Origin of the sequence: Echinicola sp. 20G, assembly GCF_015533855.1 — a bacterium.
GTDB lineage: Bacteria > Bacteroidota > Bacteroidia > Cytophagales > Cyclobacteriaceae > Echinicola.
Map to the genome: position 1 here is coordinate 4,936,261 of NZ_AP024154.1, position 19,550 is coordinate 4,955,810.

A 19,550-nucleotide genomic window follows, 5' to 3' on the forward strand; every position below is an offset into this window, starting at 1 on the left:
TAAACATTAATCCTATACCTACAAATATCGATCCTATCTATCACAAAACAACGGTGCAATAACGACACCTTAAAGGGGCAATCACGCCATAAAATCTTTCCATAGCAGTGTGTCCCTTTTCATAAAAACTTAAGTTTACATCTTTCTAAGATTACCTGTCTCCAAGACCCCAACAGCATACATTAGTAAAATATCCTGAAAGTACTGGGTATATCTAGCCTGGGCCATATCCGATTGGGCTTGCACCAGTTGACGGTTGGCGGTAGCCAAATCCACAAAGTTGTTCAGGCCTAGCTTAAACCTTTCTCCAATGACTAGCGCAGCTTCTTCAGCAGCATTCAACTGTACTTTTGTCGTCTCTGTTTTCTTGAGGGCTGCTTGGTAATTGGCATGGGCCAATCGTACTTGCTGATAGACCTTTTTCACTATGGCCTCTTGGACGATCAGTTGGTTTTTAACGGCCATTTTACTCCTGGTCAAACTGGCTTTGTTATTGAAATTGGAAAAAACAGGAATGTTCAAGCTTATGCCAATCACACTGCTTGGGTTGAATTCAAAAAACTGATCATTGAATGTTCTGTCCACAATGGATGTGCTAAAGGAGCTGTATCCATAGTATGCGTTTAAGCTTGGGTAAAAACCTGCATTGGCAGCTTTGGCTTCCTTACCAAAAGCACTATAAAGCAGCTCTTCCCTCTTAATTCCCGGATGCTGGCTCATCGCCACATCCAGCAATTGGTCCAGACGCTGATCCCCATAGCTCACTGCAGAAAGACTTTGCTGAATAGGCTGAACATCAGGCACCTCCCCTTTCTCCATTTGGAGTGTTTCTGCCAAAGTAAACACATCATTCATCAGCTGTATTTCTGCATCATACTTGACCGCTTCAAGCCTGGCCACCTCTGACTGCTGGTTGTATTGGTCAGAAAGGGTTCTCAGCCCTACATCCACATACCCTTCGATTTGTCGAAGTAGCTCTTGTTGGTTTTCGAGGTTTTCGTCAGCTATTTTGAGCAGCTCTTGGCTGAGCAGAACCTGCAAATATTGATTGGCCACTTGGAAGACTACATCCTGCTCAGAGCGGTCCAAATCCATGATTCCAGCCTCTTCCCTTAGTTTCTCTGCCTTATAGGTATTGATTCTACGGAACATATTGAAAATAGGCATGCTGGCATCTACACTTGCTGAAGTAGAATAGTTGGTGAAATTATCCACCACAAATCCATCATCTACCTGCTGGGTCTGTTGTCCTGTTACCCTTCTTGAATTCAAGCCCACTCCTACAGTGGGAAAGTTACTGTAAAAAGCCTGTTTTCTAAAGGCCTCTTGGGTTTCTTGGTTGTTGAGCTTAGTATTATATTCAACATTTTTCGTTAATGCCAGCTTAATCGCCTCCCCAAAATTCAGCTTTAATGTATCCTGGGCTTTAAGGGCATTGCCCACGAGGAGCAGCCCCACCATCAAACCAATTGCTTTTCTTATTTTCATTTTATTAAAATCTTATCTTCTTCTATTTTTCCGTCTACAATCTCCAATAAGCGATTGCCATAGACTGCATTTTCTTCCGCATGGGTGGCTTGAATAATGGTCGTTCCTTCCCTGTTCAACTCTGCAAACACTTCCATGATCTGCTTGGCTTGATTACTATGAAGGTTCCCCGTTGGCTCATCTGCCAACAGGATCCGGGGCTTTCCTGCGATCGCTCGGGCGATTCCAACCAATTGCTGTTGACCGCCACTGAGCTGAGCAGGAAACAAATCTTTCTTGGCCACCATGTTAAACCGGTCCAACAATTCAGCGACGATACTTTTTCTTTCACTGCTACTGACGCTTCTATACAAAAGAGGCGTTTCGATATTTTCATAAACTGTCAGCTCATCTATCAGGTGATAGGCTTGGAAAATATTGCCTATCTCTTTTTTGTGCAGTGCGTGGCGTTGCTTTTCTTTCATTTTATTGACCAACTGCCCTTCAAATTCATAATCGCCCACATAGTCATCATCCAGAAGGCCGATGATGTTCAGAAGAGTGGACTTTCCGGCACCACTTGGCCCCATCAAGGTTACAAATTCCCCCTGCTCAATTTCCAGGTCTATTCCTTTTAAAATAAAAACCCTTTGGAACTTAGAGTCGACATACTTATCGATGTTACTTAGTTTGATCATCTTATTCTCATTAATTTTTAATGCTATTCACTTTTCAATACTTCTGATGGATTTCTGTTAATGGTCTTCAAGGAATGCAACCCTACGATTACTACACAAAGGAAAAAGGCCAAGAAACCCGCCAACAAATAAAGACTTATGGGCATGGGAGTACGGTAGGCAAACTGCTTGAGCCATTCCTCTAATAGCAACCATGTGGGTACGACCGCTAAAACAAAGGCTATAAGGATCAATACCGTGTATTCTTTGGAAATCAAAACCACTATTTGACTTGCAGATGCTCCCAAAACCTTTCTAATGCTTATTTCCTTGGTTCTCTGGGCAATGGTAAAAGCTGAGAGACCAAATAGTCCCATCCCGCTTATCAAAATGGCCAAGACTGTGGCAAAGCTTAAAACCTCTTGTAGTTTTTGCTCGGATTGGTAAAAATTGGCTACCAGCTCATCGAAAAACCTAAATCCATTATCCTCTTCGGGATAAAGCGCCTTCATTTCGTTATCCAATAAACTTTTAGCTTCCTGTAAGTTTGTGTTGGCATGAAGTTTAACATTGATTTTGGTAAAGTATTCCGGTTCATAAAATATGACCAATGGTCTGATCTGCTCATATAAAGATCGGGAATTAAAATCCTTCACCACCCCGACCACTTCCACATTCCTTTCTCCATACAATACCAATTGTTCCCCGATCACATCAGCTGGAAAGTCATACCCAAGGTCTTTCATAAAAGTTTCATTGATCAAAATCTCAGTGGAATCATTCTTGATTCTTTTACCAACCAAAAGAGGTACTTCATAAGTATCCATAAATAAGCTGTCCCCATTTTTTGCCTGGATACCCAACTCTTCTATTTCCTCTCCTTTATGTCTTTCTATCGTGGTCGTAAACAAAGACCTGGAAGCCAAAATATCCCCACTGAGACTGACAGACTTTACAAAAGACAATCGCTCCAAACGTTCTTTAAGTTGATCATTTCGCCCTGATTCATCCAAAAATGGTGTATCGGCATAAAGAACCAGTTCTTTATTAAAGCCCATGGATTCATTGGCCAGGTACTTCAACTGGTGTGAGATAACCAAAACCCCAATGACAAAGCCTATGGATAGGGTAAACTGAAGCACTGTCAGGTTTTTGCGAACAAAATACCCCCACTTGTTTTGATGAATTCCTTTGACCTCATTCTTTATGGCTTTAACAGGGCTATATCTTGTCAGCATAAATGCGGGGTAAATGGCAGACATCAAAGTAACAAAAATCACCAAGCCCAAAAGGAACAAAACATTCTCTAGGGATAAGTAGTCGATTTTCATCCCGGGAGGAATCATTTCAGCAAAATAATGTACTGAAAACTCTGTCAACAGAAGTGCCAGCACCATCGCTAAAAAAGCAATCACCAAGGTTTCGCTAAAAAATTGCAGCATTAACTGGAGCCGGTTGCTCCCTAAAGTTTTTCTGATTCCAATTTCCCTCGCCCTGACAATAGCTTGGGCAGTTTCCAAATTGATAAAGTTCATGCAGGCAATCATCAAGATAAAGACTGCCATAATGCTCAAGCCCATTAGGGTAAACTTATTGGCTGTATGGTTTGGATTTACCGTAAAATGAAGATCGGACAAGGGCTCTATGAAAAACTCTGTAGACCAGCCTTCTTCATTACTTAGGTATTTGTCAATGATCTGATCCAAGCTGGTTTCATAGCTAGCGAGTTGATTTGGATGGCTAAGTTTTACATAGAGTTGAGAAGCGGAATTCACATTATCCCAGTTCTCCGCATTGATAGACTTCCTCATAGATGCAGAACTGGTCAAAGTACTCAGCGAAATATAGTCTGTGTAAATAAGGTCATTGTTCTCCTTAATATCTTCAATGATACCAGTCACTTGCACTGAAATGCTGTCATTATAGATCAATTCTTTCCCTAAGGCTTCCTGAACTGAAATTTCTCCAAAATACTTTTTTACCGTACGCTGTGTCAATACTACTGAATTGGGAAGATGAAGTGCCTTCTCCGGATTTCCCCCCAGCCAGCGAGATGGGAAAATCTCGAAATAATTATCCTCAGCATACACCACATGTTGTTGCCTTCCAAAGGTGGTTGGCTTATCTGGTAAACCGACCATGGCATAGGCATTGTCATAAATCCTTACCAAAGATTGGATTCCTTCAACTTCATTGCTGACAGTCTCCCCCATGGGAAAGGGCACACCACTATTCGGCCATCGGTCATCTCCATGGGAGGTAACTGTGGTGATGCGAAAAATCTTATCCTGATCAGGAATATCCTGATTAAAACCATACTCATAGGAAAGCATACTGTAAATCACAAAGCAAGCAGCTATTCCCAATGCCAACCCTAGAATATGAATGGTTGCCCTGAGCTTATTCCTCAGCAGGTTTCTCCAAGCAATTTTTAGATAGTTTCTAAGCATCTTTTAGTATTAAGTAATTAGTATTGAGTCCTGAGCTAAGTGCTTTCATATCTGATTTCCCCCCTTCGTACTTCGGTCTTCCCACCTGTCTGCCACCAGCCAGGCTTCATCCTTCCCTCTTCGTACTTCCCACTTCATCGTTCTTTATTCTTAAGTCTCATGTCTATCATCTAAATTCTTGACACCAGAAACTTACCTTACTCATCCTTCAATGAGTTTACCGGATTCATCAATGCCGTTTTGATGGCTTGCGAGCTGACCGTCAACAGCGCAATCAGTACTGCTCCTATACCTGCTAAGGCAAAAAGCCACCAGTCCAAGTTGATCCTATAAGCAAAGGATTTCAGGAATTGGCTCATCGCCCACCAAGCAACCGGAAAAGCGATCACACAGGAAATCAAAACCAGCAAGACAAAATCCTTGGAGAGAAGTGAGGTCAATGATGCCACAGAGGCACCCAGCACCTTTCGTATCCCAATTTCCTTGGTGCGGGTCTCAGCCATATAAGCCGACAACCCAAATAATCCCAAGCAGGAAATAAATATGGTCAGAAAGGCAAAACTTGCCGCCAGTTGCGCGGACCGCTGTGATTCCTCGAATTTCTTGGCATAGGCTTCGTCCACAAAGGTGTATTCAAAAGGAAAATCAGGATTGTACTTGCCAAACACTTCCTTGGTACTTTCCAAAGCTTCAGCTGTCGATAAGTTGGGGTTAAATTTGAGATGAGCCACATTCGTCCAATTGCCGCTCCTCACACCAGCCAACATCAATGGCTCAATCCGCTCAAAAGGGTCAATCATTATAAAATCTTTCACCACTCCCACCACATGGTAATCTGTGTTGCTGTCAGTGACAATTTGCCCTAGAGGTTCCTCAAAGCCCATCGCTTTTACCGCACTTTCATTTAATAGCATGGCCAAAGAATCACTTGGAAACCTTTCCAAATCCAAGTCTCGTCCACTTACCAAGGTCAAGCCAGCCGTCTTGACAATGCCTTCATCTACATGGAAACGATTAAATACAGTCTTGTCATTCGGATCCTTTCCTTCCCACCCAATTCCCCAAGTGTTGCTCCAAATTTCTGTCAATGGGGAAAGTGTACGGGTCATGGATTTCACCGTCCGAGCATTCATCAACTCCTGTTTGATCACCCCATAATGTTGTTTGATATCGTCGGTGAGGGGAATATAAATCAGGTTATTTCTATCATAGCCATTTTCACGATCTTTGCCATGGCTAATTTGCTTATGAATGACCAAGGTGCTTACCATCAAAATAATGGCAATGGTAAACTGTAATACAACCAGAATTTTACGAGGATTAACCTTGGCATGTACTTTTCTAAAAGTTCCTTTTAGTACTTTGCTCGGCATAAAAGACGATAAAAAGAAAGCGGGATAACTACCTGCCAATACTCCAGTCAGTAAAACAAAGCCCAACACTCCAAGCCAAAACCATAAACTAGCATAGTCAATGGCCAAGCTCCTTTCCATCATCAGATTGAAATAAGGCAATATCAACTGAACAATCCCCAAAGCAATCACCCCGGCCATGGCAGAAATAATAATGGACTCAATCAAAAACTGGTAAACCAAAGCCATTTTGCCTGCTCCTACCACTTTTCGAATGCCAACTTCCTTGGCTCGTTTTTCACTTCTGGCAGTAGTAAGATTCATAAAATTGATACAAGCAATCAGGAGAATAAATCCTGCAATTATTCCATATAAGCGAATCATCTCAATCCTTCCTCCAGCTATCTCTCCGTTTTCAAACTTGGAATACAACCACCAGTTAGGCATGGCATGTAAGATCACTTCTGTGTCCTCGTCCTCACTATGTCTCTTGGTAATTCCTTTAATTTTTTCTCCAACTAGCAGTGGATCAGCTTGAGCATGTAATTCCACATAAGTTTCTACAGAATTATTTCCCCAATAATCATCCGACCAACCTAGCTTTTCCATGTAAGACCAAGGGACCAAGTAATCAAATTCGAATTGGGTATTTGAAGGTAGATCATCCAATAAGCCTGTGACCGTAAAAGTTTCTGCATTATTGACCAAAACAGTTTTGCCCAGAGCATCAGCTGAACCAAACAGTCGTTTAGCAAAGTCCTGGGTAATCACAATATCTGTTGGATTTTTAAAAACAGACTGTTTGTCCCCCGCTATCAAAGGAAAATCAAACATTCTTAAAAAATCTGTATCCACAAAGGCTCCTTTTGCCATGACTTTCAGATTGTCCACAGTAAATAGAATATCTCCCATATCAGAAAGTCTGGAAATTGCTTCTATCTCTGGGTATTCCTCTTTCAGTGCAGGGCCAAGAGGTTTAGGCGTGCTTCCCCAAACATGAACTTCTCCATTGAACTCTGCCTTGTTCATGGCACGGAATACCCTATCTTTTTTGCTATGGAACCTGTCCATGCTCCATTCATGCTGCACCAAGAGCAGTATCAGAAGAGCACTGGCCATACCGATCGCCAATCCACCAATATTGATGAACGCAAAGCCCTTTTTGTTCAAAAGGTTTCTCCAAGAAATTTTTATATAGTTCTTCCACATGGCTTTTTATAGTAATGAGTATCTAGTATTGAGTCTTGAGTACTGAGACTTCCAGTTTCGGTCTTCCTACTCCTGTCTTTCCTCTTTATTCTAAAACCTTACATCTCATGTCTAGTGTCTAAAATCTTGATACTAGAATCTCCATTCACTCGCTTCGCAACGAGTTTACCGGGTTCATCAAGGCCGCCTTGATCGCCTGAGAACTTACCGTTAGCAAGGCAATTACTATAGCCGCTAGGCCAGCACCAGCAAACATCCACCACTGCAAGTCAATTCTATATGCGAAATCCTGAAGCCATCGGTACATCATATACCAAGCTATAGGGGTAGCGATAAGAATTGCGATTAATATCAGCCTGATAAAGTCTTTGGACAGCAGCGCTACTACCCCGCTTACCGATGCTCCAAGGACCTTTCGAATGCCTATCTCCTTGGTGCGCTGTTCGGCTGTATGTGCAGAAAGGCCAAACAAACCGAGGCAGGAGATAATGATAGCCAGCCCTGCAAAATATTTGGATAGTGTGGCTACCCTTTGTTCCGACTCATATTGCACTTGGAAATCCTCATCCAAAAACCTGTATTCAAAAGGATATCCAGGATTAAATGTCTGATACAAGTTTTGGAGTCCCTCTAGAGCAGCTTTTTCCTGTCCTCCCTCAACACTCACCATAATATGTCTGACCGCCTCAGGCATCATCCTAATAAATATCGGATCCACTTTTTCCTTCAAAGACTTAAAATGAAAATCCTTAACCACCCCAATAATGGTAGCCCTGCCGTTTGCAACAGTTTTACCTATCGGGTCTTCTATTCCCATGGTCTTGATGGCTGTTTCGTTAAAAATGATCCCCATACTATCTGCACCATATTCCCGGCTAAAACTTCGGCCTTCCAATACCTCCATGCCCATGGTCTCGATAAAATCATAATCCACTCCGAAAATGATAAATTGGGTTGCATCGTTGTCCTCTTTCCCCTCCCAGCTTATCGATGTGCTCCAGTTCTTACCAATCATAGGGTGTGTCGTACTTGAGGCATTCTTTATACCCGGAAGTTTTTTTGCTTCGGACATAAATGCCTGCAGCTGCTTCTTGATATCCCCTTCAACTTCCATGGTCACAATATGATCCTGGTCATAGCCCATATTTTGGCTTTGAACAAACTCAATTTGCCTGTAAACCACCAATACAGATACAATCAAAACAATGGATAAAACAAACTGGACAACTACCAATCCTTTACGGGTCATAAATTCTCCAAATGAACTATTCAGCTTGCCTTTGAGGACCTTAATTGCACTAAACTTGGATAAATAGAGGGCAGGATAACTACCAGCTATCAATCCGGCAAAAATGGCAATACCTAAAGCAGTTAGAAAAAGAGGAATATCTAAACTCAGCCCCAGTTGCTTACCAACAATAACATTGAACTGAGGGAGAAAAAGCATCACCAGCCCTACCGCTAGTACCAAAGCCAAGAGTGACATGGCAACAGACTCAGTAAGGAACTGAAAAATAAAGCTCTCTCTGTCTGCCCCTACTGCTTTCTTTATTCCTATCTCTTTTAGCCTTTTAGAAGCGCGGGCTGTGGACAAATTCATAAAATTGATACAAGCGATCACCAAAATTATCAAAGCAATCAGAGAGAATAGCTTTACATATTCTATCCGGCCCCCCACCTGTTTTCCATTTTCATAATTCCCATGGAGGTAATGATCCGAAAAAGACACCAATGTCGCTGTTTGAATGGTCTGCTCGTTCCTGCTTTTCCTGATCTTTTCCACCTTGCTGTTAAGCAACTGTATATCAGCTCCTTCCCTCACCAAAACATACACCTTGGGTCCTGTACTGTTCCAAGTATGGAGCGAAGTCCAAGGGGGAATTTCTTTTGAAGCTTCGGTTGATAAAACAAAATCAAATTGCAAGGTAGAGTTCGAAGGTACATTCTCAAAGATCCCAGAAACCTGAAAGGTCCTGTCATGCTCAAATTCCACCGCTTCACCAACTACATTTTCTGTAGTACCAAATAGATTAGTCGCCAGTTCCCTAGAGATGATAATGGAATTTGGATCTGCCATGACCTGGTCTTTGTCCCCTTGGATTAATGGATAAGAAAAAATATTGAAGTAATCTTTGCTCACCAACTGTCCAACTGCTTTAAGGTTTTTCTCCCCCACAGTAAGCAAATGTTTACCAAACCAATCGGGTGGAATAGATGAAGCTGCATACTCCACTTCTGGCATTTCATCGGCCAATAACTCGGCCATTGGACCAGATGTTTCGATGAAAGTCTGCACACCATCAGAAAACTCCACATGTTCAATGACCTGGTATATGCGATCATGATTTTCATGGAACTTGTCCATTTTCGTTTCATCGTTCACCCACAGATAAATCAGCAGGACACAGGCCAAACCAGTAGAAAGCCCAATCAAGTTGATCAAAAAAGTACTTCTGTCTTTTCTGATATTCCGAATAAATATTATTAAGTGATGTTTTAACATGGCATTATTAGTATTAAGTAGAGAGTAGAGAGTATTGAGTCATCGTATCATTCAGATCGTTCTTCCCTCTTTGGCCTTCAAACTTCAATCATTCTTTGTTCTATAATCTTTTATCTAGTGTCTAAAGTCTATCATCTAAATTATTCGCTTCGAAGCGAGTTCACGGGATTGATCAAGGCTGATTTGATGGATTGGAAACTGATGGTTAAAATCGCAACCATTACGGCCATCAATCCTGCCACCGCGAAGATCCACCAATGAATTTCTATCTGATAGGCAAAGCCCATCAACCATTTGTTCATCACATACCATGATACCGGCGTTGCGATGGCAATGGCTACCAGCACCAGCTTGACAAAGTCCTTGGACAATAAGGTGACAATGCTGAACACCTCTGCACCTAAGACTTTCCTGATTCCAATTTCCTTGGTACGCATTTCCGCTGTATAGGTGGCCAAACCCAATAATCCCAAACAGGCAATCAAAATCGCTATCACCGAAAAGGTGGTAAACAATTGCTTGAACCTGAAATCTGATTGGTACTGACTGTTAAAATCATCATCCAAAAAACTATAGACAAATGGGCGATGGGGAGCCAGCTCTGCCCATACTTTTTCTACATGGGCAATTGTATTTCCTAAATCTTCAGGTTTTACTTTGACACTCATATAGCGACTTGCATAGGCTTCAAAAGGCAGGGTAAGTGGTTCAATATTCCTATGAAGGGAGATATAATTAAAATCCTTCACTACACCAATGACCTCTCCTTCATGTCCCCACTGCTCAAATTTTCTCCCTATTATATCCGCAGGGTTGGCATACCCAAATGCCTTGGCTGCCGCTTCATTGATGATCAATGATGAGGTAGAATCAGAAGGATAATCCCTGGAATAAGATCGACCGGCGATCAATTCGATGTCAAAATGGTCCACAAAATCGATCCCTACTTGAAAAATAGGTGGAGAATAGTTTTTCATTTCTCCTTCTGGTGATTCGATCGTGGTGCCTGCGTTAGGAAAATGACTTCCAGGCACACTTCTGGAAAAGGCTACTGAAAGTATGCTTGGTTCCTTCTCCAGCTCCTGTTTCAATGCTGAAGACATGGTATTGACCTGTCCATCATAATTATAGTCCACTACCAGCATCTGTTCTTTATCAAAGCCCATGTCCTTATCCAAAAGGTGGTTCATCTGGAAATATACAATCAAGGTCCCTGCAATCAAGGCCACCGATAAGCTGAACTGGAAGATCACCAATGCCTTTCTCAAGTTCACACCACTTGCATTGGCTTTGTTGATGCCTTTTAGGACAGATACAGGCTTAAAGCTGGAAAGTACCAATGCAGGATAGGAACCTGCCAAAAGACCTATCAATACCATTAGTCCAAGAAATAATATGATATTTTGCCAGCTGATAATTTGGTTAAGTTCCAAAACCTTTCCTGTCAAGTTCTCCACCATCGGAAAACCCAAAATGAGCAAAAGCCAACCTATTACCGAAGCTATACAAACTATGATCAATGATTCCCCCATAAATTGAAGCACCAGGCTCATCTTATCAGCCCCAACAGACTTTCTGATTCCCACCTCTTTGGCTCTCTCCATGGACCGTGCCGTGGAAAGGTTCATAAAATTGATGATGGCAATCACCAGAATAAAAATGCCAATTACGGAGAATATATAGATATTGGACATGCTACCTGTTTCCCCTGGTTGTCTTTGTACTTTTGAGTTAAGGTAGACATCTCCCAAAGGTTCAAGAGCGATGGTATAGCGATCTCCTAAATCCCCTCTTCTTCTTTTCAAAAACTCAGGGACTTTTTGTTGGAATGCTTCTGGGTTAAAATGCTCACTTGCCAAGAAATAAGTATAAGAATCCACATAGCCCCATTCATCAAAAATCCCTGGCCGCGACTGTCTAAACGTGCTCATTGAGAGAAGCGCATTGAACTTAAAGTGTGAATTGTCCGGAACATCTTCCATTACCCCTGTCACGGTATAATCACCCGCATTTGAACGTCCAGCAGATTCACTTCCTTTCAGGGTCTTGCCCAATGGATCTTCATTCCCAAAATACTTTTTGGCCGTGCTTTCTGTTAAAACAATACTATATGGCGCTACCAATGCCCTTTTGGCATCACCTTCAATCATTTTCCAACTAAAAACATCAAATGCTGTGGAGTCAATAAAAAGCACTCCTTCTTCTTGATAAGTATCCTCTCCATAGCTTAAGAGAAGATCTGCCCTTCCCGAAAACTGCACGACTTTTTCTATATCAGGAAATTCTTCCTTCAGCGCTGGTCCTATCGGTGCATTGCCCCATACCCAATAGGATTCTACTTCTCCCTCATCTGCCTCAGGGGAACTGTTGCCATGGATCACCCGATAAATCCTGTCCTTCTTTTCATGATATTGATCATAGGACAGTTCATCCATGATATACATGGAGATCACCAAACAACAGGCCATGCCAACTGCCAAACCTAAAATATTGATAGAGGCATATACCTTCTTTTTCAAAAGGTTTCTCCAAGCGATTTTAAAATAGTTCTTCCACATGGCTTTTTATAGTATTTAGTATTGGGTCATAAGTATTGAGACTTACTTCAAACTTCGTTCTTCATTCATCTCTCAATGAATTCACTGGGTTTACATTGGCCGCTCGGAAAGCTTGTGTGCCCACCGTGAGCATGGCGATCAGCATAATCACGACAGCTGCCACCATAAACAGCCACCAATCCAACGATGTACGATAAGCAAAACCTGCCAACCACTGCTTGCTTGCCCACCAAGAAATAGGGACAGCTATTGCAAATGCTACCAAAACCAGTTTGGCAAACTCACCTGTCATCAATTTCAAAATGGTACCGATTGATGCTCCCAACACTTTGCGCACACCGATTTCCTTTTTGCGTTTCTCGGCACTGAACACAGCCAAGCCAAAGAGTCCCAAGCAGGAAATCAATATGGCCAAACCCGTAAAATATTTTGATAAGGTGGAGACACGCTGCTCTGAAACATATTGTTCCTGATAAGCCTCATCCAGAAATCGATAATCTAGGGCATATCCAGGATTAAAAGATTTATAAAACTTTTTCAGTGAAGCTATTGTATTTTGTTGGTTTCCCGCTTCTAGTTTTAGCGCCACATAGTTGGTCCTTTCCGGGTTGATGAAAAGGAACAGCGGCTTCACCTTTTCGTGCAAGGACTTGAAGTGAAAATCTTTGACTACTCCAATGATTTCGCGTTCATTTCCCCAGAGTCTCACCTTTTGTCCAACAGGGTTTTCCAATCCCATGGCATTGACTGCTGATTCATTGAAAATTATTGCGTCAGCATCTGATCTTTTCTTGTCAAAACTTCTTCCTTTCAGCACCTCTAAGTCTAGCAATTCTGTCAATCCATAGTTGACACGACGGTACTCCATATCTACTCGCTCTCCTTCTTCTTTGCCGGACCAGGAGACATCATTTGTTCCATTGATATTTCCTAAAAAAGTCATAAACATACTGGAAGCGCCTTTTACCCCGGGGACTTCTGTCACTTCTTCGAGGAATGATTCCAAGTGGTTGGTCACCTCTCCTTCAATGGGAAAGTACATAACATTTTCCTTGTTGTACCCAAGTTGCTTTGTTTGAATCAACTCTATTTGCCTATGGACCACCAACACTGCTACTGCCAAAACCACAGATAAGGTAAACTGAAAAACTATTAGCCCTTTTCTAACCCACAATTCATTCGGGCTGCCTCCCTTGCCTAAAGTCGACTTTAAGGGATTTATTCCAGAAAGATAAATCGCTGGGTAAGCTCCCGCCAGTAAACCAGCTAATAAGGTAATCCCCAAAAATGCCCCTACCATAGGCCCGTTTAAAGTCAAGCTAAGCGCTTTCCCGGTAAGCTCATTGAACTGAGGTAAAAGCAGCATCACTACAACTACCGCCAAAACCAAAGCCGAGAAAGACATAAAAACAGATTCAGCCAAGTACTGCAAAACCAAGGTTTTTCTTTCTGCTCCCATGGCCTTCTTGACTCGGATTTCTTTTAACCTTTGAGAAGCTTTGGCTGTGGAAAGGTTCATAAAATTGATACAGGCCAATATCAGGATAAATAAGGCAATTAGGGCGAACAACTTGACATAGCTAATTCTTCCCCCCACTTGCAACCCATTTTCATAATTACCGTAGAGATAGGCATCCGAAAATTTCCTCAAAAACAAGGATTCACTTTGGACTCCCGTATATTTGGTGACTATTCCTTTTATTTTTTCATCGATAACTGAACGGTCAGTCCCTTTTTGCGCCAGAACAAAAGTGTTTACCCAAACGCTTGACCAGTCTTCCTTAAGATTGGGGTAATGATCAAAAGCAGTAGCCAGAGGTATTAAAAAATCAAAATTTCTGGTTGAATTAGAAGGGGTTTCGAAAACACCGGAAATTTGATATTCTCCTTTTCCGTCAATCGTAATCATTTCTCCCAATACGTTTTTTCCCTCGCCGAAAATCCTATTGGCCAGCTCCTTGGAAACTACTATTCCTGACTTATCCTCCAAAAAGTGTGCACCGTTCCCAGCCAGCACAGGATAGGAAAAGACCTGAAAATACTCAGGACTAACATATGCACCGAAGCTTTTATAAACATTCTCCTTTACTATCAGCGGGTATTCCATCGGAATTATCCCTTCGGAAACAGCCAATTCTATTTCAGGTACCTCGTCCATTAAGATCCCAGTCAAGCCCGTAGGGTTATTCGTTCCTACCTCCACTCCATTGGCAGAAACCGATTTCATCATTACCTGAAAGATCTGACCATCATTTTGATGGAACTTATCCACTGAGAACTCATCATTTACCCATAAGTAAATCATCAAGGTACAGGCAAGCCCAGCAGCAAGGCCCAAAAGATTCACTAAAAAGGTATCTTTATGCCTCTTGAAATTGCGAAAGAATAATATGAGGTGATGTTTTAGCATTGTGTTATTAGTCTTTAGTCTGCTTTGTCGGCAGACAGGTAATGAGTTAAATATCTTCGTTCTTCAAACTTCCCACCTGTCTGCCACAGGCAGGCTTCGTTCTCCAAGCTTCATTCATCTCTCAATGAATTCACTGGATTTACATTGGCCGCTCGGAAAGCTTGTGTGCCCACCGTGAGCATGGCGATCAGCATAATCACGACAGCTGCCACCATAAACAGCCACCAATCCAACGATGTACGATAAGCAAAACCTGCCAACCACTGTCTGCTTGCCCACCAGGAAATGGGAACTGCAATGGTGATAGCCACTAAAATCAGCTTAGCAAATTCACCTGTCATCAACTTGACAATAGTTCCAATAGAAGCGCCCAATACTTTTCGAACACCTATTTCTTTTTTGCGCTTTTCAGCAGAAAATACTGCCAATCCAAATAGGCCCAAGCAAGAAATCAAAATGGCCAGCCCACCGAAGTACATGGCCAAGGTCTCTACCCTTTGCTCTGCCTCATACTGTGACTGATAGTTTTCATCCAAAAATTTATACTCAAACACATCCCCCGGGCTTACCTCATGATAAAGGCTTTCTATGCCCTTAATGGTAGCTTGGGTATTTTCTGAGTTGATCTTCACCATAATATGCTGTGCGGTTTCTGGCTTATATTTCAGGAATGCAGGTTTTACATTTTCACGAAGAGATTCAAAATTGAAATCCTTTACCACGCCTATAATTTCCTTGTCAGCTCCCCACAAGTTGACTGTTTTCCCAATGGGATCTTTCATACCCATTGCCTTGATCGCTGCTTCATTAAGAATTATCTTGGTATCTTCTGCTGCATAATCTTTTGAAAACGACCTCCCCTCAAGCATGGTCATATTTAAGGTCTCAATAAGGTCATAGCCAACGGAGATGTTTTCGAATTTCACATTAGTGTTGGGGTCCTTCCCTGGCCATGTCAAGCCGATGGTTGAACTACCAGCCCCCATCATGGAATGAAAGATTCCTGAGGCCTGTTGTACACCGGGCACATCCTTTACGCGCTCCACAAATGTCTCAAATCGCTGCCCAGACAGTCCATATGGAGTAATATTCAAGACATTTCCCCTTTGATAACCTAGGCTTTGTTGCTTTACATGGGAAATTTGTTTTCCCACCACCATGATGGAGATAATCATGATGAGAGAAACTGTAAACTGGAAAACCACTAAGCCCCTTCTTGCCAACATCTCACCAAAGGTTCCGCGCTGAATCCCTTTTAAAACACTTGAAGGCTTAAATCCAGAAAGGTAAAAAGCAGGATAAATTCCCGACATCAATGCTGTAAATAACCCTATCCCTGCAATGATAGCCCATTGCTGAAAAGACAAATTTAGGCTAAGGTATTTGTGGGTGATTTGATTGAACTGGGGAAGCAGAAAATACACTAAAATCAAAGCCAATAACAAAGCCGCTGAGGTGAGAGAAATTACCTCTATCAAAAACTGGTAGATCAGCTGCTTTCTATCAGCACCAATGGCTTTTTTGATCCCTACCTCCTTGCTTCGGCTAATGGCCTTGGCGGTAGTAAGGTTGATAAAATTCACGCAGGCAATAGCCAAAACTAACAAGGCGATGATACTAAACAAATAAACATATTGAACCCTTCCGCCTGCCACTTTTCCATTTTCGTAATTCCCGTGCAAATAGGTGTCACCAAAGTTTTGTACCATTGGGCGAACATTGGAATCCGCGAGTTTTGACTTTATAAACCCATCGATTTTTTGGTTAAAAAAATCAACATCTGTTTCTTTTTTCAGCAAAACATAACTTACGGCATTGTGATTATCCCAATGAATCCCACCTCCCAGCATCTGCTTGAAATAATCAAAAGCCATCAAAAACTCAGGCCTCAAGGTTGAGCTTTGAGGAAAGTCTTGATAAACACCGCTGATAGTCACTTCATTCGAAAAATCAAAAACCTGCCATTCCAAGCTTTTACCCAGTGCTTCTTTTGGATCATTAAAAAGCTTTTTGGCCATGCTTTCAGAAACCATCACATTGTTTATATCTGTCAATCCAGCGGATGGATTTCCATATAGAATCGGAATGGTAAACATGGACAACATATCCTGTTCAGCAAACAAGCCATCGGATCCTATTTTTTCATCTCCATAAGAAAATGAAACATCTTCAATGAAGGGAGAAGTAGCAGCTGCTTTTTCCACCTCAGGAAGTTCTTCCTCCAAAGCATCCGCCAATAGACCTGGCCCGTATTGGATTGTAACTGTCCCTCCTTCATTGTCATGATTGGTAAGTACTAGAAACAACTGGTCCTTATGCTCATTATACTGATTCACATTAGTTTCATCCTGAATCCACATATAGATCAAGAAAACACAGGCTAAGCCGAAAGAAAGCCCAATCAGGTTGATCAGAAAGGTTGTCTTTTGCTTTCTGAAATTTCGAATGACCAATGTTAGGTAATGTTTAAGCATAACTGAATGGTATGATTTCTAGTAACTAGTATTTAGTAGTAAGTAGCTTGTATTTAGAAGTTGTCTTCGATCTTCATACTTCCTCCTTCGTACTTAAATATGGAATTGCTCACGGATATTCTCCGTCACCACCTTACCATCAAACAGATTAATCACACGGTGGGCATAATTGGCATCATGTGGGGAGTGGGTAACCATCACAATGGTGGTTCCTTCGTTGTTCAATTCTTCCAGGAGCCTCATTACTTCTTCCCCATTGGCAGAATCCAGGTTACCGGTAGGTTCATCGGCAAGGATGATGGCTGGCTTGGTGATAATGGCCCTGGCAATGGCCACCCGCTGTTGCTGACCTCCAGAAAGTTGCTGTGGAAAGTGGTTCCTCCTGTGCATGATATTCATCCTTTCGAGTACCTGTTCCACTTTTTGTTTTCGCTCATTCGCAGGCACCTTTAAATAAAGCAGTGCGAGTTCCACATTTTCGAAAACCGTCAATTCATCAATCAGGTTGAAGCTTTGAAAGACAAAACCGATATTACCCTTTCTTAACTGAGAGCGTTTTCTTTCAGAGAATTTGGCCACTTCATGGTCCAGAAAATGGTATTCTCCTTCATCCGGGTTATCCAATAATCCCAGGATATTCAGCAAGGTGGATTTTCCACATCCTGAAGGGCCCATAATGGCCACAAACTCCCCTTGTTTGATTTCGATATCAATGCTTTCCAAAGCAGTGGTCTCTATCTCCTCAGTAGCATAGAGCTTTTTCAGGGCGGTTGTTTTAATGACGTTTTGCATATCGTTGTCAGATGTCCGATGTCCTAAGTTTGAGCCAGAAACATCGTAGATTATATTTTATTGTTTTTTGTTCAATTTTTGACCAAAAGGATAATAGCTTATACACTAGATAAAATCCTTCTCCCAATGCTTTTTCAAATGTTTAACTATTCGGCCCCTATTACTTCGTCCTTCCTACTTCCCTCTTCCCACTTCGTTCTTCCTACTTCAAAAGCAGCACCTCATTGTCTCCGAAATTTTCGTAGCCTGACACCACCACTCTATCTCCCTCATTAAGGCCTTCCAGCACTTCGAAATGATCTGGATTTTTTCTCCCAAGTCTTATGTTTCTCTTTTGAGCTTTCTCCCCGGAATTGTTCAAAACAAAAACCCAGTTCCCTCCTGTATCCTTGTAGAAGCCTCCAGTAGGCAATAGCAACAGCCTTTCACTGTCACCAAGCTCCAGCTTGATACGAACAGATTGCCCTCTTCTCACACCAGGAGGTGTTCCCTCCAGAAACAGCATATCCACTTCAAACCTACCCTCAGAAATGCTCGGATAGATTTTTGCAATTTCGACAGCGTAATTATCTCCAGAAAAAGAGAAGTTTCCCCTGAGTCCTTTTCTCACCCTCGGCAAATACAGTTCATCTATCTGTACCCTCACCTTAAATTCATTCAAGATGTCTATCTGTCCATATCTTTCACCAGACTGAATGGACTGGCCTATTTCTATTTTTTCCGTAGCCAACTGCCCATTAATGGGTGCAGTGATGATCAGGTTATCCAAAATATGGCCTACCCCTTCCAGGGACTTTTGCATTCTGGCCTCAGAAGCTTTCAACTGTTGCAGCTGAATGGACCGAGCGATGGAGTCATTCTTATAAGACTCATAGGTCAGTTGCCTTCTCTTGATATTGTATTCATATTCTTCTTTTACCTCCTCTAGCTCTCTGTCCGACGCCAACTTCCTATCATGCAACTCCTTGAACCGTTTGTACTGGGGTTTTAGCAAGCTAATTTGATAATCAATCTCAGCTAACTGGCCTTGTTGGTTAAGATCATTTTGATCCAATAATAATCTTGTTTGGCGAAGATTATTGATTTGTTCGTACAACATGGTTTCCCTTTGCATCACATCCAGTTGCAAATTGGAATTGGTCAAAGTCAAAATAGTATCACCTACCTCTACCAAGGCTCCAGACTCCCTCACCACTTCTTGTATAATCCCTCCTTCTATCGCATCCAAGTAAAAGGTCTCTGCCGGTTGCATGGTACCAGATACGGTGATATAATCCTTGTATTCTCCCTCGCTTACGGTGGCTATAGATAATCTTTCTTTCTCCACATACAGCGAACTTCTATTATCAGCAAACAGCAACTGGTAAACTATTAGGGACAATACCGCCACACCAATAATGATCATGGCGATAAACTTTGGAGTCCAGGTCTTCTTTTCAATTTTTCTATCCATGTGCAAAAACTAATTTCCCTTTGATGGGCAATAGGTCTTTGCCAATTTACATGCCAGTGAAAAACGGTCTAAAATGCTCAAAAAAGGACTTTTCATAAATTAGCGCTGTTTCTCATCGAACATTTTCGTTCGCTGGCGGACGAAAAAATCAAAAGCATGAAAACAGATGAGAATAGCTTCCCTTCCTTGCAAAAAATAAAAACTG

At 41.9% G+C, this 19,550-nt stretch carries 10 protein-coding genes; all 10 read right to left on the reverse strand.

The window, feature by feature from the left end:
• Window positions 1-135: 135 nt before the first annotated feature.
• The 10 genes from JL001_RS19945 to JL001_RS19990 all read right to left on the reverse strand — a co-directional run bounded on the left by JL001_RS19945 (window position 136) and on the right by JL001_RS19990 (window position 19,345).
• Window positions 136-1,488, reverse strand: a complete 1,353-nt coding sequence (locus JL001_RS19945; RefSeq protein ID WP_200979329.1) for a TolC family protein — start codon at window positions 1,486-1,488, stop codon at window positions 136-138.
• The gene (locus tag JL001_RS19950; protein WP_200979330.1) at window positions 1,485-2,165 is read right to left on the reverse strand and encodes an ABC transporter ATP-binding protein; all 681 of its coding nucleotides are present in this window, start codon (window positions 2,163-2,165) and stop codon (window positions 1,485-1,487) included. Before JL001_RS19950 ends, JL001_RS19945 begins: the two co-directional genes overlap by 4 nt.
• Window positions 2,166-2,188: 23 nt before the next feature.
• Entirely contained in the window at window positions 2,189-4,594 is a 2,406-nt protein-coding gene (locus tag JL001_RS19955) for an FtsX-like permease family protein (RefSeq protein ID WP_200979331.1), read from the reverse strand.
• Window positions 4,595-4,791: 197 nt separating this feature from the next.
• Window positions 4,792-7,155, reverse strand: coding sequence for an ABC transporter permease (locus JL001_RS19960; RefSeq protein WP_200979332.1), 2,364 nt, complete (start codon window positions 7,153-7,155; stop codon window positions 4,792-4,794).
• A gap of 145 nt (window positions 7,156-7,300) precedes the next feature.
• A complete protein-coding gene (locus tag JL001_RS19965; RefSeq protein WP_200979333.1) occupies window positions 7,301-9,658 on the reverse strand; it encodes an ABC transporter permease in 2,358 nt (785 codons plus the stop codon).
• A 140-nt stretch (window positions 9,659-9,798) separates the two neighbouring features.
• A complete protein-coding gene (locus JL001_RS19970; protein WP_200979335.1) occupies window positions 9,799-12,216 on the reverse strand; it encodes an ABC transporter permease in 2,418 nt (805 codons plus the stop codon).
• A 61-nt stretch (window positions 12,217-12,277) separates the two neighbouring features.
• Entirely contained in the window at window positions 12,278-14,626 is a 2,349-nt protein-coding gene (locus tag JL001_RS19975; protein ID WP_200979337.1) for an ABC transporter permease, read from the reverse strand.
• A gap of 110 nt (window positions 14,627-14,736) precedes the next feature.
• On the reverse strand, window positions 14,737-17,100 hold the full coding sequence (locus tag JL001_RS19980) for an ABC transporter permease (protein WP_200979339.1): 2,364 nt from the start codon (window positions 17,098-17,100) through the stop codon (window positions 14,737-14,739).
• Window positions 17,101-17,193: 93 nt separating this feature from the next.
• Window positions 17,194-17,892: an ABC transporter ATP-binding protein gene (locus JL001_RS19985; protein WP_200979341.1), complete on the reverse strand. Its 699-nt coding sequence runs from the start codon at window positions 17,890-17,892 to the stop codon at window positions 17,194-17,196.
• Window positions 17,893-18,094: 202 nt separating this feature from the next.
• Window positions 18,095-19,345 carry an efflux RND transporter periplasmic adaptor subunit gene (locus JL001_RS19990; RefSeq protein WP_200979343.1) on the reverse strand — a complete coding sequence of 417 codons (1,251 nt, stop codon included), beginning with the start codon at window positions 19,343-19,345 and terminating at the stop codon, window positions 18,095-18,097.
• Between the last annotated feature and the right edge of the window lie 205 nt (window positions 19,346-19,550).

Excerpts from the sequence above, each read along its gene's own strand:
- JL001_RS19955 (WP_200979331.1), bottom strand. The coding sequence starts at position 4,594 with ATGCTTAGAAACTATCTAAAAATTGCTTGGAGAAACCTGCTGAGGAAT.
- JL001_RS19950 (WP_200979330.1), bottom strand. The coding sequence starts at position 2,165 with ATGATCAAACTAAGTAACATCGATAAGTATGTCGACTCTAAGTTCCAA.
- JL001_RS19970 (WP_200979335.1), bottom strand. The coding sequence starts at position 12,216 with ATGTGGAAGAACTATTTTAAAATCGCTTGGAGAAACCTTTTGAAAAAG.
- JL001_RS19980 (WP_200979339.1), bottom strand. The coding sequence starts at position 17,100 with ATGCTTAAACATTACCTAACATTGGTCATTCGAAATTTCAGAAAGCAA.
- JL001_RS19965 (WP_200979333.1), bottom strand. The coding sequence starts at position 9,658 with ATGTTAAAACATCACTTAATAATATTTATTCGGAATATCAGAAAAGAC.
- JL001_RS19960 (WP_200979332.1), bottom strand. The coding sequence starts at position 7,155 with ATGTGGAAGAACTATATAAAAATTTCTTGGAGAAACCTTTTGAACAAA.
- JL001_RS19990 (WP_200979343.1), bottom strand. The coding sequence starts at position 19,345 with ATGGATAGAAAAATTGAAAAGAAGACCTGGACTCCAAAGTTTATCGCC.
- JL001_RS19945 (WP_200979329.1), bottom strand. The coding sequence starts at position 1,488 with ATGAAAATAAGAAAAGCAATTGGTTTGATGGTGGGGCTGCTCCTCGTG.
- JL001_RS19975 (WP_200979337.1), bottom strand. The coding sequence starts at position 14,626 with ATGCTAAAACATCACCTCATATTATTCTTTCGCAATTTCAAGAGGCAT.
- JL001_RS19985 (WP_200979341.1), bottom strand. The coding sequence starts at position 17,892 with ATGCAAAACGTCATTAAAACAACCGCCCTGAAAAAGCTCTATGCTACT.